Source organism: Streptomyces deserti (genome assembly GCF_054782695.1).
This window is the reverse complement of record NZ_BAAGRZ010000022.1, coordinates 91,344-111,854: the sequence shown is the minus strand read 5'-3', so window position 1 is coordinate 111,854 and position 20,511 is coordinate 91,344. Positions and strand designations below refer to the sequence as shown.

Sequence of the window (20,511 nt, the reverse complement as noted above, 5' to 3'; positions counted from 1 at the left end):
GCAGAAGTTGGCGTCGTTATTAACGCATCTTGCGAGATATTTTCGCCGGACCTATCGTTGAGCTGCCGGAACGGATCGTTCCCGGGCATGGAAAAGAGCCGAGCCGTGCCCGGGGACTGCCCCGGGCACGGCTCGGCTCGTTCTGTCGGCCGTCAGCGATCGCCGATGGTGATGACTCCGCTGGTCTTCGTGCCGGTGAGGTTGTCGTAGACGACGTCGCCGGTGGACTTCTTCCAAATCCTGATGCGGAAGGTGTCCGGGCCGTCGGTGGCGGTGATGCGGAAGCCGTAGCCGCTGGTGCCGCCCACCGTGCCGGAGCCCTGGTACACGGCCCGGGAGCCGGTGACCACGAGCCAGTCGGAAGCGGTGGAGCGGAACTTCAGCCTGGCCGGGCCGAAGTCGAAGGACGCCCGCCCGGCCGGGGCCGTGGCTCCCTTCGCGTAGTGCGCGGCGAAGGAGAAGGCTGCCTTGCCGGTCAGGCCCGGCTCGGCCGGGTGGGCGCCGGCCGGGGAGGTGAGGACGCCGGTGCCGAGCGCGGGGCCGGCGGTGCGGTCGTACACGATCAGCTCGGGGAGCGTCGTGCTGTCCGAGGCGCCGTCGTCGTCGGTCACGGTGACGACCGGGCGGTGGATGCCGGCCTGGGCGTAGGTGTGCTCGGCCCGGCAGCCGGTGGCTGTGACGGTGGCGGAGTGTGGCTCGGTGCCGTCCTTCCAGTCGACCTCGCAGGTGTGGGTGTCACTCGTCCCCGCGTCGGTGAACTCGGCCGTGACGACCGCCCGTTCGCCGGCCGGCAGGGGGGAGTGCGGGCCCTTGGCCGAGGTGATGACCGGCGCCGCGTCGGCGACCTCGACGGTGGCCGTGTCCCTGCCGCGGCCGCCGGTCAGGGTGACCTCGTACGTGCCGTCGTCGGTGCAGGTGATCGAGGTGCGGGCCGCGGCGGGGTCGGCGAAGGCGCACGGTGCTCCCTCCTCGACCGTCCACTTCGGGCTGCCCGCCCCGGAGAGCGTGCCGTTCAGCTCGATCGCCCCGCCCTCGGTGCCGTCGGTGTCCGGGCCGGCGCGGACGATGGCGACCGGATCGATGCTGGTGAGCGTCGGGACGACCTTCTTGAGCAGGCCGTCGGAGCCGAACTCCAGCCTGTCGACGGTCGTTTCGCGGTGCGTGCCGTCACCGCCCGGTATCGCGAAGCGGTGATAGGCGATGTACCAGTCGTCGGTGTTCGGGACGTGGACGACGGAGTGGTGGCCGGGGCCCTTGATGCCCAGGGAGAGGTCCTTCTCCAGGATCACGCCCCGCTTGGTCCAGGGGCCGGTGGGGGAGGGGCCGGTGGCGTAGGCGACGCGGTAGTTCTCGTCCCGGGTGTCGTTCTCCGACCACATGAAGTAGTAGGTGCCCTCGCGCTTGATGACGAAGGTGCCCTCGTTGTAGCCGCTCGGGGTGATGTCCTTGACCTTCGAGGTGTCGAGGGAGGTCATGTCGTCGTTCAGCGGGGCGACGTACGCCCTGCCGTTGCCCCAGTAGAGGTACGAGGTGCCGTCGTCGTCGGTGAGGACGGCCGGGTCGATCATCTGGCCGGGGTACTGGCCCGCCTTGAGCAGCGGCTTGCCCAGGGCGTCCTTGAACGGGCCGGTGGGCGAGTCGGAGACCGCGACCCCGATGTTCGCGTCGGCGCAGAAGTAGAAGTAGTACTTCCCGTTCCGCTCCTCGATCGCCGGGGCCCAGGCCCTGCTGTCGGCCCAGCCGACGTCCGGACCGAGGTCGAGGACGACGCCGTGGTCCTTCCAGTGGACCAGGTCCTTGGAGGAGTACGCCTTGAACCGGGTGCCGCTCCAGCCCGGGAAGCCGTCGGTGGTCGGGTACATGTAGAAGGTGTCGCCGAACCTCGTGATGTTCGGGTCGGCGGTGAGCCCCGGCAGCACCGGGCTCCTCATGATCAGGGCCGAGACGGTCCAGGTGCGTTTCTTCCCGTCCGAGCCGGTCACCTCGTACGTCACCGGCTCGGTGAAGTCGTGGACGCTGCCGGAGGCGGGGCTGATGGCCGCGCCGTGGGCGAGGGTGAACTCCGGGGCGAGCGCGGTGAGATCGCTGCCCTCGGTCAGCGGGAGGGTGATCCTGCTGTGCGCGTCGTCGACGATCGCGTCGACCTTGAGGGCGGGGTGGGTCGCCGCGGCGATGCCCGTGGTGTTGCCGCTGAGCTCCAGGACCTCGGCGGGCGACAGCGCGCGGTTGTAGACGCGGAAGTCGTCCACCTCGCCGCCGAAGTACGGGTCGGGGGAGTACAGGGACCTGCCGATGTAGCCGCTGTAGCCCTTGTTCGCGTCGTACAGCTCGGACGGCTTGATGGTGACGCCGGTCGCGCGGGCCGCCTCGATGCCGTCCACGTACAGCACCGCCGTCCCGGTCGCGCCGTTCACGGTGACGGTGACGTGCTGCCACTCGCCGGGCGTGAGCCGCGAGCCGCCGACCATCTGCTTCTCGCCCGACCAGGTGGCCTTGGTGATCGCGGAGAACAGCTTGCCGCCGCCGTTGGAGGGGGTGGCGAAGAGGTACTTGTCGCTGTCGGGGCCCAGGCCGAACAGCCACTGGAAGTTGTCGCCGCCCTTCCACTTGACGTGGGTGGAGACGGTGACGCTGTCGGTGTCCTTCAGCACGCCGTTCGGGATCCTGACGTACGGCGAGGTGGTGGAGGAGCTGGAACCGCCGGACATCTTGAACGAGCCGCCGTCGACACCCGTGCCGAAGGCGGGCGTACGGACGTACGTGCCGTGGTAGCCGTGGCCGCTGGAGTCGCGGGCGATGGTGCCGCCGGTCTCGTCGAAGGCGTAGTGCAGGAGGAGATCGGCCGGGACGTCGGGGCCTTCCGCGGAGACCGTGACCTCGGCGCGGGCCTCGATCGACGCGCCGTCCGGCAGGCTGCCCTCGACCGTGAACGTGCCGGGCTGCGCGTACGCCGAGGCCGGGACCTCGTCCCAGGTGACGGCGACGGGACGCCTGACGCCGTCGGCGTACCCGGCGATGACGGTGGCCGGCAGGACCGGGGCGTCGCCGACGCGGGTCTTCACCGGGACGTCCTCGACGCTCTCCACCAGCTGGTCCGGCTGGTAGGCGCGCAGCAGCCGGTCGTACTCGGCTTGAGTGACCGGGAGCACCGTGCCGTGGCGGGGCTTGGCGGGCAGGTCGTAGCCGGTGGACGGGGTCCACACGCCTGAGCCGAGGTCCGTCGCCTCGAACGGGATGTAGCCGCGTCCGCCGAACTCGTCGAGGAACGCGTACCACTTCTCCTCGGTGTTGGACTTGAACACCAGCGGCCCCTCGGCCGCGTTCATCGCGCCCTTGCCGATGCCTTCGGCGACCGCGTCCCAGGAGGTGTCGAGGAGGGAGTCGCTCTTCTCCTCGAAGATGAACTTGCTGTTGGGGGTGGAGGAGGTGTTGTTCCGCTCGTCCTTCGACAGGCGATAGTACGTCCCGTCGTGCTGGATCACCGTGGAGTCGATGACCGAGTAGCCGCGGTCGATCCACACCTTGGGCTCGCTGAAGGTGTGGAAGTCGCGCGTGGTGGCGTACATCATGCGGTTGTACGTGTCGCCGGAGTGCGCCTCGTCGGCGTACAGCTTTGACGCCCAGAAGACCACGTACTCGCCGCGCCGTGCGTCGTAGAACGCCTCCGGCGCCCAGGTGTTGCCCGCGCTGTCGGGGGAGACCTTCACCAGCCGCTGGTCCGTCCAGTGCACCAGGTCGGTGGACTCCCACACCATGATGGACTTGCTGCCGGTGCGCTGTGCGGCGTCCCAGTCGCCGTTGCCGTAGATCCTGAGGTCGGTGGCGATCTGGTAGAACTTGTCGCCCTCCGGGGAGCGGATGATGAACGGGTCGCGCAGGCCCTTCTCACCGAGGGTGGAGGTCAGGACCGGCTTTCCGTCGTTCAACTCCCGCCATTTCAGTGGGTCGTCGCCCTTGCTGAGGGCGAAGTGGAGCTGCTCGCCGTCAAAGGTGCCCTCGCCGGTGAAGTAGCTGAACAGGTAGCCCTTGAGGGCCTGCCCGGCAGGGAGCTCGGGCACCTCGGCGGTGAAGGCGCGGGTCGTCTTGGCATCACCCTTGGTGACGGTGGCGGTCAGCTCGACGGTGGTGGCGCCCTCGCCGTGCGCGGGGCGGTGGACCACGCCGTCGGCGGAGATGACGTCCGGTTGCGCGGAGGTCCAGGTGACTTCGGTGCCGTACGAACCGGTCGCCGGGAGGGTGAGGTTGCCGCGCACGTCGCCGAGGTTGTGGACAGTGAGCGCCTCGGCGGCCTGTTGGGTGGCCGTCTTGTCGTCGAAGGCGGGCAGGACCGTGACGTCGAAGGTCCTGGTGTCGGTCACCGTGCCCTTCTTCAGGGTCGCGGTGAGCGTGGCGTGTCCGTTCGGCTCACCGGCGGCGGGGCGCGTCACCTCGCCGGAGTCCGACACCACGGCGGGGTTGTCGCTCGCCCAGCTGATCGTGGAACCGCCCGCCGTGCCCGTCTTGGGGAGGTCCAGATCCGAGACGACGGCGCTGGTGTCACCCAGGCTCAGGGCGGCCTTGTCGTCGGCGACGCCCCGCGTGGCGACGGGGAGCGAGAGCTGCTCGACCTCGGCGGCGGCGAGCGCCCGGTCGTACACCCGGACGTCGCGGATCCTGCCCTTGAAGAGCTTGTCGCCGGAGTAGACGGACTTGCCGATGTAGTTGGCGGTGGTGGTGCCGGAGCCGATCGCGCCGGGGGTGATGGTGACCGACGTGTTGCGGCCGACCTCCACGCCGTCCTCGTACAGCACACCCGTGGTGCCGGTCTGGGTGTAGGTGAGGTGCTTCCACACCGAGCGGGTCAGGTTTTGCGAGTCGGACGGCTTGGTGGTCTGCTCCGTCGACCAGTTGCCGGTCGCGATCGAGGTCCTGAAGGAGTTCCCGGTGGTGAACAGGTAGCCGTTTCCGCTGCTGCCGCTGGAGTTGCCGAAGCCGTAGATGAAGTACGGCGTCGTCTGGGCGGAGTCGATCAGCACGTCCATCGAGACGGTGATCGCGTCCATGCCCTTCATGATGTCGTTCGGCACCTTGAGGTAGGTGTCGGTCCCGTTGAAGGCGAGCCCCTGACCGGTGTCCGACCAGTCGGCGGTGCCGTGCACCGTGCCGTCCCGGCCGTTGCCGGAGGCGTCGGGGACGGTGCTGCCGGAGGCGGTGTCGAGCTGGTACCACAGGGCCAGGCCGTCGGTGACGTCCGCGGGCTCCGCCGCCTGTGCGGAGGCGACGGGTGCGGCAAGGCCCAGGATCAGCGACGCGGCGGTCAGGCCGGCGAGAAGGCCCGCCCGGCGTCTCGCGCGGTTGCGCGGACGTGCGATGTACGGCATGTGGGGTTTCCCTGCTGAGACATGGCGGACGGGGGACGGGAGGAAGGCAAGGAGGGAGGAAGGGAGAAGGAAGGGAGAAGGAAGGGGGAGCAGGCCGGTGACGGGTGCCGTGGCCGGGGCACCCGGTCGTTTCGCCTGTGTGACGTCGTGTTGCGAGAGTGTCAATCGGGGTCTGGTGCAGCGTCAAGGGGTTTCGAACGATGTCCGATGGGTCGAACGAGCGGCTTTCCTGTCGATGTCCATGCCACACCCGCCGGTCCCGCCGGTCCCTCCGGTTGCAGTGCTCATGACCACGGCAGAGAATGAAATCAGCCCTTCGGCTGATACCGCCGTCTCCCACCGCCCCGCCCACGGCGCGGACGCACAGCGCATCGGGAGCACTGATGGACCGAGCGGACCTCGCGGCGGTGTTCTACGGGGAGGGACCCGTACCCGTCCTGTGGGCCACCGACTGCCCCGTGCACTTCGACGTGTGGCTGGCGTTCGCCACCCCGCCGTCGCCGTCGCCGTCGCCGCCGGGCGGGACGGACGCGGGGCCGGAACCGGTGCCGGGCCCGGAGCCCCGGCACCGGCGGGACGCGGGGCGCCAGGACCTGATCCTCGCGATCCGTGAGGAGTACGGCGTCGAGCGGGTCCTGGACCGTTTCCAGGAGCTCCGGTTGACGGACCGGTGCCGTCCGGTCGCGGCCGGCAGCTTCGTGGCGGCGCGGCTGACCCTGGAGGAGCTCGTCAGCGCCCTGCTGCCCCTGACCAGCCTCGCCGGAGTGGTCCGCATCGCCCACGAACTGGCCCGCTTCGGCGGGACGGAGGGCGTCGCCGCGGCCCTGAACGGACTGATCAGGACGCCGGCCACCAGCGAGATCCACGACAGCATGGAGCGCCGTCACGAACGCGGCCGGCACCTGACCTGGTTCCTGAACCTGCTGCGGCGGGTCGTCGAGGGCGCACGGCCGGACCTGGCCCGCCCCGAGGCGGGGGAACGGGACGTGATCGCCGTGCTCGTCGACCTGCTGGACGACGTGGTCGTGGACACGGCCCCGGTGCGGGGCGCCCACACACCCGTCGGGCGCGTGGTGGACCGCAGGCAGAAGTACGCGATCGTCTCCGTGACGACGAACCGCCGGGCGACCCGCGCGGTCGTACGCTCCCGGCGGACGATCAAGGCCGACGCCGCGGAGCAGGTCTTCTCGGTCGACAGCGCCTCCATCGGCTGGGCCGTGGTCGACAGCGGCATCGACGCGCGGCATCCCGCCTTCCACGACTGGGACAGCACCGTCTCCCCGCCGCGCACCCTGGGGTCGCGCATCGCCCGCGCCTTCGACTTCACCTGCGTACGGGAGAAGCTCTCCGCCGACGTACTGGTGGGCGGACTCGTCAACTGGACCGCCGCCCTGCCGTCCGTCGAGACCGGCACCGGGCCAGGTCCGCCCGCCGGACAGCCGGACGCCTACACACCGCCCGGCGACCAGCACGGCACCCACATCGCCGGCATCATCGGAGGCTGGTGGCCGGACCTGGAGTTCCGCGGGATCTGCCCGCGCATCCGGCTCTACGACTTCCGGGTCCTCAACGACCGCGGCGAAGGCGACGAGTTCTCCATCGTCACCGCGCTGCAGGCGGTCCGGCACATCAACGAACAGGCCGGACGGTTCGTCATCGCCGGGGTCAACATCAGCCTGTCGGTGCCGCACGACGTCGCCACCCACTCCACCGGGTGGACACCCGTCTGCGTCGAATGCGACCGGCTGACCCGGTCGGGCGTCGTGGTCGTCACCGCCGCCGGGAACGCCGGGTTCACCGGGACGGTGCGCACTTTGGGCGCCGACTACCGCAACATCAGCATCTCCGATCCCGGCAACGCTGAGTCCGTCATCACCGTCGGCTCCACTCACCGCAGCAATCCGCACCGCCACGGCGTCAGTTACTTCTCCAGCCGGGGCCCCACCGGCGACGGGCGGCCCAAGCCCGACCTCGTGGCACCGGGGGAGGACATCGACGGACCCATCCCCGGCGAGGGCATCGCCGCCATGCACGGGACCAGCCAGGCCGCGGCACACGTCAGCGGGGCCGCGGCCATGCTGCTGGCCCGCCACCGGGAGTTGCTCGGCCGCCCCGAACGCGTGAAGGAGATCCTGTGCGCGACGGCGACCGACCTCTCCCGTGAACGCGACTTCCAAGGCCACGGGCTCGTCGACGTGCTGCGCGCCATGCAGTCCGTCTGACGGCCCGCACCACCAGCGAGGCAGGCCGACATGCTCACCTTCGATTTCCTCGACGCCCGTCACGGCGACTGCTTCCTCGTCCACTGGGGCGCACCCGACGAACGCGTCATGCTCGTCGACGGCGGCCCCGGCGGCGTCTACCGGGCCACCCTCCGCGGCCGGCTGCGACAACTCGCGGGGCACAGCGGCGGGGCACCGCACCTCGACGTCGTGTGCCTGTCCCACGTCGACGACGACCACGCCGGCGGGCTCGTACGGCTCCTGCGCGACATGCGGCAGGCCCAGCAGGACGGGGACGACCTGCCGTACGCGGTGGACACGTTGTGGTTCAACTCCGTGGAGGAACTGGTCGACCAGCGCGCCCCCGGGCTGAGCGCCTCCGTCCGGCCGCTCGTCGAGAGCGCCGCCCGCGACGACGCGGCGGTCACGGCCAGCTACCACCAGGGACGGGACATCCGCAACGCGGCCACCGCGCTCCGCCTGGACGGCAACGCCCCGTTCGGCGGCCCCCTCATGGAGGGCGCCGAGGCGACCCTGCACGACCTGGACGTCACCGTCGTCGCGCCCGACGACGCGGCCCTGGCGGAACTGGAGGAATGCTGGCGCAAGGCGAAACAGCGCGGCGACCCCGACGTCATCGCGGCGGCGTACGACGACGGTTCGGTGCCGAACCTCTCCAGCATCGTCCTGCTCCTGCGCCACGAGGGCCGGACCGCACTGCTCACCGGAGACGCCCGCGGCGACCACGTCCTGGCCGGGCTGCGCGAACTCGGCCTGCTCGGCGACTCCGAGCCGCTCCACGTCGACCTGCTCAAGCTCCCGCACCACGGCAGCGACCGCAACGTCGAACCCGGCTTCTTCGAGCAGGTGCACGCCGACCACTACGTCATCTCCGCCGACGGCGTGCGCCACCACCATCCGCACGAGGACACCCTGCGCTGGCTCGTCGAGTCCCGCGCCCCGGACGACGCCTACGTCATCCACCTGACCAACCACATCCCCTTCGCCGAGGAGACACTGACCCGGCTGCGCGAGGGCCGTGCCTTCGACGTCGACGTCCGGGCGCCCACCGACCAGGCGCTCGTCATCCCGATCGGAGAACGGCCATGACCCCGTCCCGGCACGCCCCGGCCCCTCCCTCACCCCGGACCGACGCCCCGACGGCCACCGGCCCGGCGTGGAGCGTGGACTCTCCCGCCGTCGGCACGGGCCTGGTGGCCCGCCCCTGCGGCGACACCCTCCGCCCGGCCGAACCGCCCGCCACCGCCGACCCGGTCGCGCTCGCGCTGTCCGGCGGAGGCTTCCGCGCCACCCTCTCCGCGCTGGGCTTCATCCGGCTGCTGGCCGACACCGGGCTGCTGCCCCGGCTGCGGTACTCCTCCTCCGTCTCCGGAGGATCGATCGCCAACGGCTGCCTCGCCACCGCCTGGCCGTCCCTGCGGAAGGAGGACTTCACGCCCCGGGCCGTCGACGACCTCGTCATCGCGCCGCTCGTCGACCGCGTCTCCTCCCGCTCCCTCAAGGGGGCCCTGGTCCGCGGGGTATGGCGGACCCTCGGCCCCACCACCCGCACCGACCTGCTGGCCAGGCGCCTGGACGAATGGTTCTTCCGGGGGACCGAACTGGAGCGGCTGGATGCGCAGGTGCGCTGGATCGTCAACGCCGCCAACCTGACCACCGGCGTCCGCTTCACCTTCGAACGCGACGTGTACGGCGACTACACCATCGGCCTGGCCCCCACGGCCGGTACCGGGCTGCGGCTGAGCCGCGCCGTGTCGGCCTCCGCCGCCGTGCCCGGCGCCTTCCCGCCCGTGGTCCTGGACCGCTCCCCGTTCCCGTGCGCCACCCACCCGCCCGCCCTCCTCGACGGCGGTACGTACGACAACACCGGTCTGGAGGCCCTCGACGGGGACCGCTACCGCCACACCTTCCTGTGCGTCCTCAACGCCGGAGGACTGCTGCGCCCCGGCGTCTACGGCCGCGTCCCGGTCGTCCGCGACCTGGCCCGGGCCAACTCCCTGCTGTACCGGCAGAGCACCACGCTGCGCACCCGGGCCGTCGTCGAACGCTTCGAACGCGGCCGGGCCGTGGGCCCCGACGCCGAACTCCCGCCCGGCGCCCGCCGGGGCGTCCTCGTCCAGCTCTCCACCGACTTCCCGGCCGACGGCCCGGAGACCCTGCGCCGCTGGCACGCCGCCTTCCCCGAACACCGTGCCCACGACGGCCGCGACCTGTCCCTCGTCCCGACCGTCTTCGACCGCCTCGACCCGGGCCTGTGCCGGGCCCTGGTGTACCGCGGCTGGTGGCTCGGCGGCGCCGGACTGGCCGCGTACCACCCCGAGCTGCTGCCGGACGACCTGACGGAACTGCGGCCGCCGCGGCGGTGACCGGGCGGGCACCCGCCGCCGTGGCACCCGGACGGGCCCATGCTGCCCGGCACCGCCCCGGGCCGCCGCCTCCTGCCCTACCCTGACGCCCATGAACGCACCGGGGGACATGATCGACGGACGCTTCGAGCTGATCGAGCGGCTGGGCAGCGGGGGGATGGGTACGGTGTGGCGGGCCCGGGACACCGTGCTGCACCGCGAGGTCGCCCTCAAGGCCGTACGTCCGGACGCGGAGGCGTCGGACGCCGTACGCGAACGGGTGATGCGCGAGGCGAGAGCGCTGGCACGGCTCAACTCCCCGCACGTGGTGACGGTCCATCAGATCATCGAGGCGGATCCGCACCCGTGGATCGTGATGGAGCTGGTGCCCGGTGTCTCGCTCCAACAACGGCTGACCGACGGCCCCTTGACGCCCGTGGAGGCGGCCCGCGTCGGCCGTCAGGTGCTCGCCGCCCTGCGCGTCGCGCACGCGGCCGGCATCCAGCACCGGGACGTCAAGCCCGCGAACGTCCTCCTCCGCCCCGACGGCACCGCCGTCCTCACCGACTTCGGCATCGCCGCCCTCCAGGGCGCGACCGCGCTGACGGTCACCGGCGAACTCGTGGGCTCCCCGGAGTACATGGCCCCCGAGCGCATCCGCGGCCACGACGACGACCCGGCGTCCGACCTGTGGTCCCTCGGGCTGGTCCTGTACGTGTGCGTGGAGGGCGTGAGCCCGCTGCGCCGCGCGACCACGCTCGCCACGCTGGCCGCCGTCCTCGACGACCCGGTCCCGCCGCCCGTGCGCTCCGGCGCGCTCGCCCCCGTCCTGCAGTCCCTCCTGGTACGTGACCCGGCGGCCCGCCCCAGCGCCGAACAGCTGGACGCGCTGCTGGCCCAGGCCGAGTCCGGCGCCACACCGCACTGGGCCCAGCCGACGGTGACGGCGGCACCGGATCCGACGCCGACGCCGACTCCGACGCCGGTTTCCACTCCCGCCCCCGGTCCGACTCCGACGCCGGTCCCGGCGGTGACGCCCACGCAGCCGGACGTGCCGCCGCCCGGACAGCCGCGGCGCCGCCTCGCACCCGTCCTCCTCGGCGTGACCGCCGTCCTCGCCGTCGTCGCCGCGGCCGTCCTCGTCCTCACCCTGCGCGGGCCCGGCGACGACGAGAAGACCGTCGGCGCACAGGGCGGTGCCACGGCGAGCACGTCCCCCGCACCGGCCACCCGGACGCCGTCTGACAGCCCGGCACCGAAACGGTCCCCCGGCCCGACCCCGAGCAAGATCCCTTCGCCCGCACCGACCGCGGCCGAGTCGCCCTCCGCCCCGGCCGGAGGCGGCCGCTGGATCGCCCAGCTGCACTCCGAGCCCGTTTCCTCGGGCACCGCGGCCCGCGACCGCAGTCTCGCCCGGATCCGCGCGTCCGTGCCCGAGGCGGTCCTCCTGCGCAGCGACGACTACGCCTCCCTCCGCCCGGGCTACTGGGTCATCCACGCCCCCGGCCCGTTCGCCGACGGCCGCGCGGCGCTCGCCTTCTGCGCCGAGCGCGGTCGTACGACGGCGAACACCTGCATCGGCCGCTATCTGAGCACCGACCCGGCCGACTTCCCCCTCCAGTGCCGTCCGCCGGCGACGGCCCCGACGGGCCGCTGCACCCGCGGGACGTAGGCACACCGCCCCGACGCACGCCGCCCCGACGCACGCCGCCCCGATGGTCCTGCCGGCCGAGGCGCCCCCGGCGCTCGACGGCGGGAAACAGGCCGCCGCCCAACCGGCCCTGGCCGCGCTCACCGCGCACCGCGCGGTGGGCGCGACGGCGGGCGGATCGCCCGCTGTGCCCGTCAGCCGGGCGGCAGGTGACCCTGGTCGTCCTGCGGTCCCGTACGAAGGGCCAGCGGCGCCGTGGTCGCCCGGGGAATGACATGCGTGGGCAGGACGATGTGCCGCTCACGGTCGGCGTCGGAGTGGTTGATGAGCGACAGGGCGAGTCCGCCGGCCTCGCGGCCGATGTCCGAGGGGGACTGCGCCACGGTGGTCAGGTCGAACCACTGGGCCAGCGGCTGGTCGTCGAAGCCGAGGACCGACACCTGCCCGGGCACCTCGATCCCCGTCCTGCGCAGCGCCCGGATGACGGCCACGGCGATCTCGTCCTGCTCGGCGAAGACGGCGGTGGGCGGCTCACGCAGGCTCAGCAGCCTGCCGACCGCCTCGGCGGCGCCCCGCTCGTCGCCGGCCGGGGTGGCGGCCACCAGGTCGTCGTCCACGGGAAGGCCCGCTTCGGTGAGCGCCTGCCGGTAGCCGAGCAGCCGCTCGTGGGAGCTGAAGGAGAAGCCTCTGGTGCTCACGCTCGGCACGAACGCGATCCGCCGGTGGCCGAGGTTGAGCAGGTGCCGGGTGCCGTGCAGGGCCCCGGCCACGTCGTCGACGTAGACGCTCGGGCGTCCGGTGACGTGCTGGCTGACGTGGATGACCGGCATGCCGAGGGCGTCCAGCCGAGTGCTCTCCTCGTCGGTGAGGTCGAAGGAGAACACCAGCAGCGCGTCGGCGTTGCGCCGGGCCGGGAGACGCTCGAAGAACGAGGTGCGCTCGGCCACGTCCGCGATCACATAGACCGTCAGTTCCATGCCGGCCGCCCGCAGTACGGGACTCAGGCCGGACAGGGCCGAGCCCACGAACCACGAGGTGAGCGTGGGCACGAGCACGCCGACGCTGCCGGTGCGGCCCGTGACCAGACTGGCGGCGTGCCGCGAGACCGCGAAGTGCAGTTCACGGGCGGCCTTTTCGACGCGGGCGCGGACCTCGGGCGAGACGGTGGGCAGGCCGCGCAGCGTGCGCGAAACGGTGGATGTGGAGACCCCGGCCCGTTCGGCCACGTCAGCCATGGTGGGGTGCCGTTGAGCGGGTGGCATGCGGCGGACGGTAGCACAGGCATATCGCCCTGCGGCGGCTCGTATTGCAAACGCTGTCTCACCATCTTCTTGCCTTCTTACCACGCGAAGACGCATTGACTTCCCCGACACCGCACTCCTAGCGTGCAAACGTTGTCGCGAGGAATAAGACACCCTCTTCGAAAAGGGCGCCTTTCACCTTCCTGAAGTGGTGTTTTTGTCAACGAAATACCGTGACAACGCAATCTCTTGACCAGAGGTATTCCGGGGGAGCAGCCACGACTTCGGTTCCGCACGACCAGGAGAGACAGTGAAAACCAGCACCGCCAGAGCCATTCAGTGTTCCGCAGCGCTCACCGCCGCCGGACTCCTCCTCACCGCCTGCGGCTCGTCCGGCGGCAGCGGCTCCGCGCAGGCCGCGACGACCTCGTTCAAGGGTCGCGGCCCCATCACGTACGTGGCCGGCAAGGACACCACCGGCACCGTCCAGACGATCATCAACCGGTGGAACAAGCTGCACCCGAAGGAGAAGGTCACCTTCATCCAGCTCCCGACGGACGCCGACTCGCAGCGCCAGCAGATGATCCAGAACGCGGAGACGAAGTCCGACGCCTACACCGTGCTCGCCACCGACGTCGTGTGGACGTCGGAGTTCGCCGCCCATCAGTGGATCGAGCCGCTGCCCGCGAACCAGTTCCCGCTGCGGAAGATGCTCAAGCCGGTGACGGAGACGGGCATGTACCGCGGCAAGCTGTATGCCGTACCGGCCAGTTCCAACGGCGGCCTGCTGTTCTACCGCACCGACCTGCTGAAGAAGGCGGGCCTCACCCGGCCACCGTCCACCTGGGCGGAGATGAAGTCCGACTGCGCCAAGGTGGAGAAGCTGCCCGAGGCCAAGGGCATGTCCTGCTACGCCGGGCAGTTCCAGAAGTACGAGGGCCTGACGGTGAACTTCGCCGAGGCCGTCGACTCGGCGGGCGGCCGGATCACCGACGCCAACGGCACGCCCCAAGTCGACACCCCGCAGGCCAAGAAGGGCCTGGACTTCCTGGTCGACTCCTTCAAGAACAAGACGATCCCCAAGGAGGCCATCACCTACCAGGAGGAGGACAGCCGTCAGGCCTTCCAGGCCGGAAAACTGATCTTCCTGCGCAACTGGCCGTACGTGTATTCCCTGGCGGAGAAGAGCAAAATCGCGGGCAAGTTCGCGGTCGCGCCGCTGCCCGGACTGAACGGACCCGGCGCCTCCAGCCTCGGCGGTTCCAACCTCGCCCTGTCGTCCTTCGCCAAGAACAAGGCCACCGCGCTGGACTTCATGAAGTACTTCAGCAGTGAGGAAAGCGCCGCCTACTTTTTGAAGAACGCCTCCCTCGCCCCGCCGTACGCGGACCTGTACGACAACGCCTCGCTGGACAAGCAGTATCCGTACCTGCCCGACCTCAAGCAGTCCATCACGCACGCCGTGCCGCGTCCGCGGGTCGTGCAGTACGGCGATGTGACCTCCGCGATCCAGCAGGAGGCCTACGCCGCGCTGACCGGCAAGAAGAGCAGCGCGCAGGCGCTGAAGGACCTCCAGGCCGATCTGCGGAAGCTGACGGCGCAGTGAGGACCCGGTTCGCGCCCAGGACGGCGGGCGCGGGGCGGCTGGCGGCGCTGCTCGTCTCCCCGACGCTCCTCGTGCTGACGATCGTCGTGGTCTACCCGACGCTCATGGCGCTGGACGAGTCGCTGTACGGCCCGAAGGGCCTGGACCCGAGGACGGGCTTCATCTCCAGCACCGAGCCGTTCGTGGGGCTGCGGAACTACACCGACATCTTCACCCAGGCCGGGGACCGGTTCTGGAACGCCTTCTGGAACACCACGTTCTTCACCGTCGTCACGGTGTCACTGGAGACGGTGATCGGGGTGGCGATGGCGCTGATCATGCACAGGGCCTTCCGGGGCCGGTCGCTGGTGCGCGCGAGCATCCTGGTGCCCTGGGCGATTCCCACGGCCATCTCCGGCCTGCTCTGGAAGTGGATCTTCAACGCCGACGGCATCGCCAACGTCCTCCTCGGCCACCAGGTCCTGTGGACCGCCGACGGCTTCCAGGCCAAGCTCGCGGTCATCGTCGCCGACGTGTGGAAGACCGCCCCGTTCATCGGGCTGCTGGTCCTGGCCGGACTACAGGTGATCCCGAAGGAGGTCCACGAGGCGGCCCGGATCGACGGGGCCGGCGCCTGGACCCGGTTCTGGCACATCACCCTGCCCCTGGTGAAGCCCGCGCTGCTGGTGGCGGTGCTGTTCCGGTGCCTGGACGCGCTGCGGATGTTCGACCTGCCCTACATCCTGATCGGCGCGCAGAAGGGCTCGGTGGAGACCCTGTCGATGCTCGCGCAGAACGAGGCCTCCAACGTCCGCTTCGGACCGGCCTCCGCGTACGCGGTGCTCCTGTTCCTCTACGTCTTCCTCATCGCGCTCGCCTTCGTCCGGCTGCTGGGCGCCGACCTCATCGGCGACGGCGGCGCGAAAGGCAGGCGGGTGGCCAGGACCAGTCGCCGGAAGGCCGCCGCGGCGCCGCGTCCCGCGGAGGTGATGGCATGACCGTCACGGCCAGTTGGCGGCGGTGGCTGCCGTACGCGGGTATCGCCGCCGTGGTGGCGTACTGCCTGGCCCCGTTCTACTGGATGCTGGTCTCCAGCCTGCGCCGCACCACCGACATCTTCAGCACCTCGCTGTTCCCCTCCCCGGTGTCCTTCGACAACTACCGGTCGGTGTTCAGCCCGTCCCAGGGGTTCGGGCGTGCGCTGCTCAACAGCCTGATCGTCGCCGGCGTCACGACCGTACTGTCGCTGCTGCTGGCCACGTTCACCGCTTATGCGATGGCCCGGCTGGAGTTCCGCTTCAAGCGGCTGATCCTCACCCTGATCATCGCCACCTCGATGTTCCCGGTGGTGTCGATCGTGGTCCCGCTGCTGAAGCTCTTCACGGACATCGGCTGGATCAACACCTACCAGGCCATGATCGTGCCGAGCATGTCCTTCACGCTGCCGCTGGCCGTGTGGAACCTGACCACCTTCTTCCGGCAGATGCCGGACGAGCTGGAGCACGCCGCCATGGTCGACGGCTGCACCCGCGGCCAGGCGTTCCGCAGGATCATCGTCCCGCTCGCCGCGCCCGGCATCTTCACCACCGCGATCATCACCTTCATCGCCGCCTGGAACGAGTTCCTCATCGCCCTGTCGATGACGAACAAGCCCGGCATGCAGACGGCGACGGTCGCCATCTCGAAGTTCAGCGGTGCCACGACGTACCAGACGCCGTTCGGCAGCCAGATGGCGGCGGGCGTTCTCGTGACCATCCCGCTGGTGGTCATGGTGCTGGTCTTCCAGCGCCGTATCGTCGCCGGGCTCACGGCCGGCGCGGCGAAGTAGACACCCTTCCACGTCCAAGGAGCAACGCAGCAGCATGTCCGGAACCGCTCCGTGGTGGCGCAGCGCCGTCATCTACCAGGTCTACATCCGCAGTTTCGCCGACGGAAACGGTGACGGCGTCGGCGACATCGCCGGCCTCCGCTCCCGCCTGCCGTATCTGAAGTCGCTCGGCGTCGACGCCATATGGATCAACCCGTGGTACAAGTCGCCGATGGCCGACCACGGATACGACGTGGCCGACTTCCGCGACATCGACCCGCTGTTCGGCACCCTCGCCGAGGCCGAGCAGCTCATCGAGGACGCGCACGAGCACGGCATCCGCGTCATCCCCGACATCGTGCCCAACCACACCTCCGACCAGCACACCTGGTTCCGGGCGGCGCTCGCGGCCGGACCGGGCAGCCCGGAACGCGAACGCTACGTCTTCCGCCCCGGCCGCGGACCCGACGGCGCCCAGCCGCCCAACGACTGGGTCTCCTGCTTCGGGGGGCCCGCCTGGACCCGGCTGCCCGACGGCGAGTGGTACCTGCACCTGTTCGCCCCCCAGCAGCCCGACCTCAACTGGCAACACCCCGAGGTGCGGGCGGAGTTCGAGTCCGTCCTGCGGGTCTGGTTCAGCCGGGGCGTGGACGGCTTCCGTATCGACGTCGCCCACGGCCTCGTGAAGGACCCGGAGCTGCCCGACCTGCCGCCCCGCGACGAGCCCGCGGGGGTGCTGGGGCCGAACGCCCGCCGGGACGACGCGGACGAGCGACCGCGCCGGCACATCGATCACCCGCACTGGGACCGCGACGAGGTGCACGACATCTACCGCGCCTGGCGCAAGGTGGCCGACGAGTTCCCCGGCGACCGGGCCTTCGTCGCCGAGGCCTGGGCGGACACCCCGGAGCGGCTCGCCGCCTACCTCCGCCGGGACGGCCTGCACACCGCGTTCAACTTCGACTTCCTCATGGCTAGTTGGGACTCCAAGGACCTGCGCGCGGTCATCGACGACTCCCTCGCCATGCTCCGCGCGGTCGGCGCCCCCGCCACCTGGGTGCTCTCCAACCACGACGTCATGCGCCACGTCAGCCGCTACGGCCGTAGGACGGTCAGGCGCTGGGTGGCCAACGAGCCCTACCGCCCCGACGGCCCGCTGGACCTGGCGCTCGGCACCCGCCGCGCCCGCGCGGCCGCCCTGCTGATGCTCGCCCTGCCCGGCGGCGCGTACGTCTACCAGGGCGAGGAGCTCGGCCTGCCGGAGGTCGAGGACCTGCCCGAAGCGGTCCTCCAGGACCCGATCTGGGAGCGGTCCGGGCACACCGACCGCGGCCGTGACGGCTGCCGGGTGCCGATTCCCTGGTCCGGGCGGAGCGCGCCGTACGGGTTCAGCCCCGAGGACGCCACCACCACACCCTGGCTGCCGCAGCCCGCGGACTGGGCCGAGCGCAGTGTGGCGGCCCAGACCGGGGACGAGACCTCGATGCTGGAGCTGTACCGCGCCGCCCTGCGCCTGCGCCGCGATCACCCCGCGCTCGGCGACGGCGACATGACCTGGCTGCACGCCCCCGACGGAGTCCTCACCTTCCGCCGCGAACCCGGACTCGTCTGCGCGGTCAACCTCTCCGCGGAGCCGTGCCCCCTGCCCGAGCACACCTCCGTCCTCCTGACCAGCGGCCCCCTCGAAGACGGCCTGCTGCCGCCGGACCACGCGGTCTGGCTGGAGGTGTAGTCCGAGCCGCGCGGACGCGAGCACGAGCAGCTGAGCCCGCGGGGTGACGGCGGGGACCTTGGTGGCGGCTCTTCCCGCCGCCGCCGTCCACGGGGAACATGGGGTGATCACGTACACGCTCCTGGAGGCCCCCGCATGACCGAACGCCCCGCGGACCTGCCGCTCGCCGGTATCACCGTCGTCAGTGTCGAGCAGGCGGTGGCGGCTCCCTTCGCCACCCGTCAGCTGGCCGACCTCGGCGCGCGGGTGATCAAGGTGGAGCGGCCGGGCGGGGGCGACTTCGCCCGCCGGTACGACACGACCGTGCACGGCGAGTCCAGCTACTTCGTCTGGCTGAACCGGTCCAAGGAGTCCCTGACGCTCGACCTCAAGGCCGAGCGGGGGCGGCGGATCCTGGAGCGGCTGCTCGCGGACGCCGACGTGTTCGTGCAGAACCTGGCCCCGGGCGCGGCCGCCAGGATGAGCCTGGACGCGGCCGCCCTGAAGGAGCGCCACCCCTCCCTCATCCCGTGCACCATCTCCGGGTACGGCACCACCGGGCCGTGGGCCGACCGCAAGGCGTACGACCTGCTGGTGCAGTGCCAGACCGGCCTGGTCTCACTGACCGGCAACGAGCACGGCTCCGCGCGGGCGGGCATCTCGGTCGCCGACATCGCCGCCGGCATGTACGCCTACTCCGGCATCCTCACCGCCCTGTTCACACGCGCGACCACCGGTGTCGCCCGCGCCGTGGAGCTCTCGCTGTTCGAGGCGCTGGCCGAGTGGATGCACCAGCCCGCCTACTACACCCGCTACGGCGGCACCCCGCCCCCGCGCATCGGCACCCAGCACGCCACCATCGCCCCGTACGGCGCGTACACCGCGGCCGACGGCAAGGACGTGCTGTTCTCCATCCAGAACGAGCGCGAGTGGGTCGCCCTGTGCGAGCGGTTCCTGCGGCGCCCGGACCTCGTCGACGATCCCCGCTTCGCCACCGGCGCGGACCGCGTGGCGCACCGCGAGGAACTGAACGCGATCGTCGCCGCCCGCTTCGCCGAGCTGGACAGTGGCGCGATCGTGAAGCTGCTGGACGAGGCGGGCGTCGCCAACGCAGGCGTCAACGGGATCGAGGACTTCCTGGCCCACCCCGTACTGAGCGACAGGGACCGCTGGCGGGACGTACGGATCCCCGGCGGAGCGATGGTCTCGGCGCTCCTGCCGCCCGTCGACCTGTCCGGGACCGCGCCCCGCATGGACGCCGTCCCGGCCGTCGGCGAGCACACGGAGAGCATCCTGACGGAACTCGGCTACGACCCGGCCGGGATCGCCGCCCTGCGGGCCGACCGGGTCATCTGAACGCCCCCAGGGGGGCATGACGGTCCCAGCCCTGGCGCGGCGACGCGTTTTCGCTCAGCGCCCCGCCGCCGGGCCGGTGCTGGCGCGGACGACGAGGTCGACGGGGACGAGGGTGTCGACCCGGGGAGGCTCGTCCGTGCCGTCGATCCGGCTCAGCAGCAGACGCAGCGAACGGGTGCCGATCTCGGCGAAGTCGGTGCGCACCGTGGTGAGCGGGGGCAGGAAGTGGGCGGCCTCGGGGATGTCGTCGTAGCCGACGACGCTGATGTCACCGGGAACGGAGCGCCCGGCCTCGTGCAGGGCGTGCAGGACGCCGAGCGCCATCTGGTCGTTGGAGACGAACACCGCGGTCACCTCCGGGCTCCGGGCCAGCCGCCGGCCCAGGTCGTAGCCGGAACCGGAGCTCCAGTCACCGACGAGGGGAGCCGGGACCTCGGCCCCTGCCGCCCGGAGGGTGGCCTGCCAGCTCGCCAGGCGGTGGTCGGCGGAGGTCCAGCCGGCCGGGCCCGCGACGTGCCAGACGGTGCGGTGCCCCAGGTCGAGGAGGTGCGCGGTGGCCTTGCGGGCTCCGGTGCGGGAGTCGCCGGTGACCAGGGGGGTGCCGTCGTCGAGGGGGCTCTCCAGTACCACCAGGGGAGTGTCGAGGTCGGTCTCGGCCAGGGCCCGGCTCACCCACAGCTGCGGGGCGATGGCGATCACGCCGTCCGCGCCCTCGGCCGACAACCGGTTCACGGCCTCGACGACGGTGGCGTGGTCGGCCGTGTCCAGCGCGATGGAGCTCACCAGGTAACCGGCCTCCTGGGCCGCGGTGTTGATCGCGGTCAGGATGGCGGCGGGGCCGTAGCGGGCGGCGTCGAAGGTGATGACCCCGAGCATCCGGGTCCGGCCGCTGGCCAGGGACCGGGCGCTGCGGCTGGGCCGGTAGCCGAGCGTCCGTATGGCGTCCAGGACCGCCTCGCGTGTCGCGGGCCGCACGGCAGGATGGTCGTTGAGCACCCGGGAGACGGTCTGCTTGGACACCCCGGCCAGCCGTGCCACGTCGTCCATCACCGGGCGCGACCCCGCGAAGTTGCGTCTGCTGCGCCCCTTGGTGACGGAGCCGTCGGCGGCGCTCGGTGTCATGGCGGGTGATGTCCTCGGCGTCGGATGCGGCGGTCCTGTCCCGCCGGGCAGGACCCCAGCATAGGCCGGGTGCCCGGGAGGACGGCCCCG

The 20,511-nt window shown here is 71.3% G+C and carries 12 protein-coding genes; 9 read left to right on the top strand and 3 right to left on the bottom strand.

Translation table 11 applies throughout. From position 1 onward, the window contains the following. Nucleotides 1-152 precede the first annotated feature (152 nt). Nucleotides 153-5,360 (bottom strand): family 43 glycosylhydrolase, encoded by a 5,208-nt coding sequence (locus tag ACYVMZ_RS28795; protein WP_461084715.1) that lies wholly within the window; start codon nt 5,358-5,360, stop codon nt 153-155. A gap of 383 nt (nt 5,361-5,743) precedes the next feature. On the opposite strand from ACYVMZ_RS28795, the gene ACYVMZ_RS28790 reads away from it, so the two are divergent. From ACYVMZ_RS28790 to ACYVMZ_RS28775, 4 genes are all read left to right on the top strand, one after another. After that, entirely contained in the window at nt 5,744-7,582 is a 1,839-nt protein-coding gene (locus ACYVMZ_RS28790; RefSeq protein WP_461084713.1) for a S8 family serine peptidase, read from the top strand. Between the two features lie 30 nt (nt 7,583-7,612). Next, entirely contained in the window at nt 7,613-8,692 is a 1,080-nt protein-coding gene (locus ACYVMZ_RS28785; protein ID WP_461084711.1) for a ComEC/Rec2 family competence protein, read from the top strand. Nucleotides 8,693-8,766: 74 nt separating this feature from the next. Next, the gene (locus ACYVMZ_RS28780) at nt 8,767-9,969 is read left to right on the top strand and encodes a patatin-like phospholipase family protein (RefSeq protein WP_461084709.1); all 1,203 of its coding nucleotides are present in this window, start codon (nt 8,767-8,769) and stop codon (nt 9,967-9,969) included. Between the two features lie 91 nt (nt 9,970-10,060). Beyond that, nucleotides 10,061-11,620, top strand: a complete 1,560-nt coding sequence (locus ACYVMZ_RS28775; RefSeq protein ID WP_461084707.1) for a serine/threonine-protein kinase — start codon at nt 10,061-10,063, stop codon at nt 11,618-11,620. 173 nt (nt 11,621-11,793) lie between these two features. On the opposite strand, the gene ACYVMZ_RS28770 is transcribed toward ACYVMZ_RS28775, so the two are convergent. After that, complete coding sequence (locus ACYVMZ_RS28770; protein ID WP_461084705.1) at nt 11,794-12,861, bottom strand: LacI family DNA-binding transcriptional regulator; 1,068 nt, start codon at nt 12,859-12,861, stop codon at nt 11,794-11,796. A 289-nt stretch (nt 12,862-13,150) separates the two neighbouring features. Here ACYVMZ_RS28770 and ACYVMZ_RS28765 point away from each other — a divergent pair, with 289 nt between their 5' ends. The 5 genes from ACYVMZ_RS28765 (at nt 13,151) to ACYVMZ_RS28745 (ending at nt 19,299) form a co-directional block, all read left to right on the top strand. Beyond that, complete coding sequence (locus ACYVMZ_RS28765; RefSeq protein ID WP_461084703.1) at nt 13,151-14,446, top strand: ABC transporter substrate-binding protein; 1,296 nt, start codon at nt 13,151-13,153, stop codon at nt 14,444-14,446. Further along, nucleotides 14,443-15,423, top strand: coding sequence for a carbohydrate ABC transporter permease (locus tag ACYVMZ_RS28760; RefSeq protein ID WP_461084701.1), 981 nt, complete (start codon nt 14,443-14,445; stop codon nt 15,421-15,423). The genes ACYVMZ_RS28765 and ACYVMZ_RS28760 overlap by 4 nt, the downstream gene beginning before the upstream one ends. Continuing rightward, a complete protein-coding gene (locus ACYVMZ_RS28755; RefSeq protein WP_461084699.1) occupies nt 15,420-16,253 on the top strand; it encodes a carbohydrate ABC transporter permease in 834 nt (277 codons plus the stop codon). Before ACYVMZ_RS28760 ends, ACYVMZ_RS28755 begins: the two co-directional genes overlap by 4 nt. A gap of 34 nt (nt 16,254-16,287) precedes the next feature. Then, the gene (locus tag ACYVMZ_RS28750) at nt 16,288-17,964 is read left to right on the top strand and encodes a glycoside hydrolase family 13 protein (RefSeq protein WP_461084697.1); all 1,677 of its coding nucleotides are present in this window, start codon (nt 16,288-16,290) and stop codon (nt 17,962-17,964) included. 135 nt (nt 17,965-18,099) lie between these two features. Next, entirely contained in the window at nt 18,100-19,299 is a 1,200-nt protein-coding gene (locus tag ACYVMZ_RS28745) for a CaiB/BaiF CoA transferase family protein (protein ID WP_461084695.1), read from the top strand. Nucleotides 19,300-19,353: 54 nt separating this feature from the next. Here the strand turns inward: ACYVMZ_RS28745 and ACYVMZ_RS28740 are convergent, their stop codons facing one another. Beyond that, complete coding sequence (locus tag ACYVMZ_RS28740; protein WP_461084693.1) at nt 19,354-20,421, bottom strand: LacI family DNA-binding transcriptional regulator; 1,068 nt, start codon at nt 20,419-20,421, stop codon at nt 19,354-19,356. Between the last annotated feature and the right edge of the window lie 90 nt (nt 20,422-20,511).

Coding starts and splice junctions, on each gene's coding strand:
- ACYVMZ_RS28785 (WP_461084711.1), top strand. CDS start 7,613: ATGCTCACCTTCGATTTCCTCGACGCCCGTCACGGCGACTGCTTCCTC.
- ACYVMZ_RS28775 (WP_461084707.1), top strand. CDS start 10,061: ATGAACGCACCGGGGGACATGATCGACGGACGCTTCGAGCTGATCGAG.
- ACYVMZ_RS28790 (WP_461084713.1), top strand. CDS start 5,744: ATGGACCGAGCGGACCTCGCGGCGGTGTTCTACGGGGAGGGACCCGTA.
- ACYVMZ_RS28795 (WP_461084715.1), bottom strand. CDS start 5,360: ATGCCGTACATCGCACGTCCGCGCAACCGCGCGAGACGCCGGGCGGGC.
- ACYVMZ_RS28740 (WP_461084693.1), bottom strand. CDS start 20,421: ATGACACCGAGCGCCGCCGACGGCTCCGTCACCAAGGGGCGCAGCAGA.
- ACYVMZ_RS28750 (WP_461084697.1), top strand. CDS start 16,288: ATGTCCGGAACCGCTCCGTGGTGGCGCAGCGCCGTCATCTACCAGGTC.
- ACYVMZ_RS28745 (WP_461084695.1), top strand. CDS start 18,100: ATGACCGAACGCCCCGCGGACCTGCCGCTCGCCGGTATCACCGTCGTC.
- ACYVMZ_RS28755 (WP_461084699.1), top strand. CDS start 15,420: ATGACCGTCACGGCCAGTTGGCGGCGGTGGCTGCCGTACGCGGGTATC.
- ACYVMZ_RS28770 (WP_461084705.1), bottom strand. CDS start 12,861: ATGCCACCCGCTCAACGGCACCCCACCATGGCTGACGTGGCCGAACGG.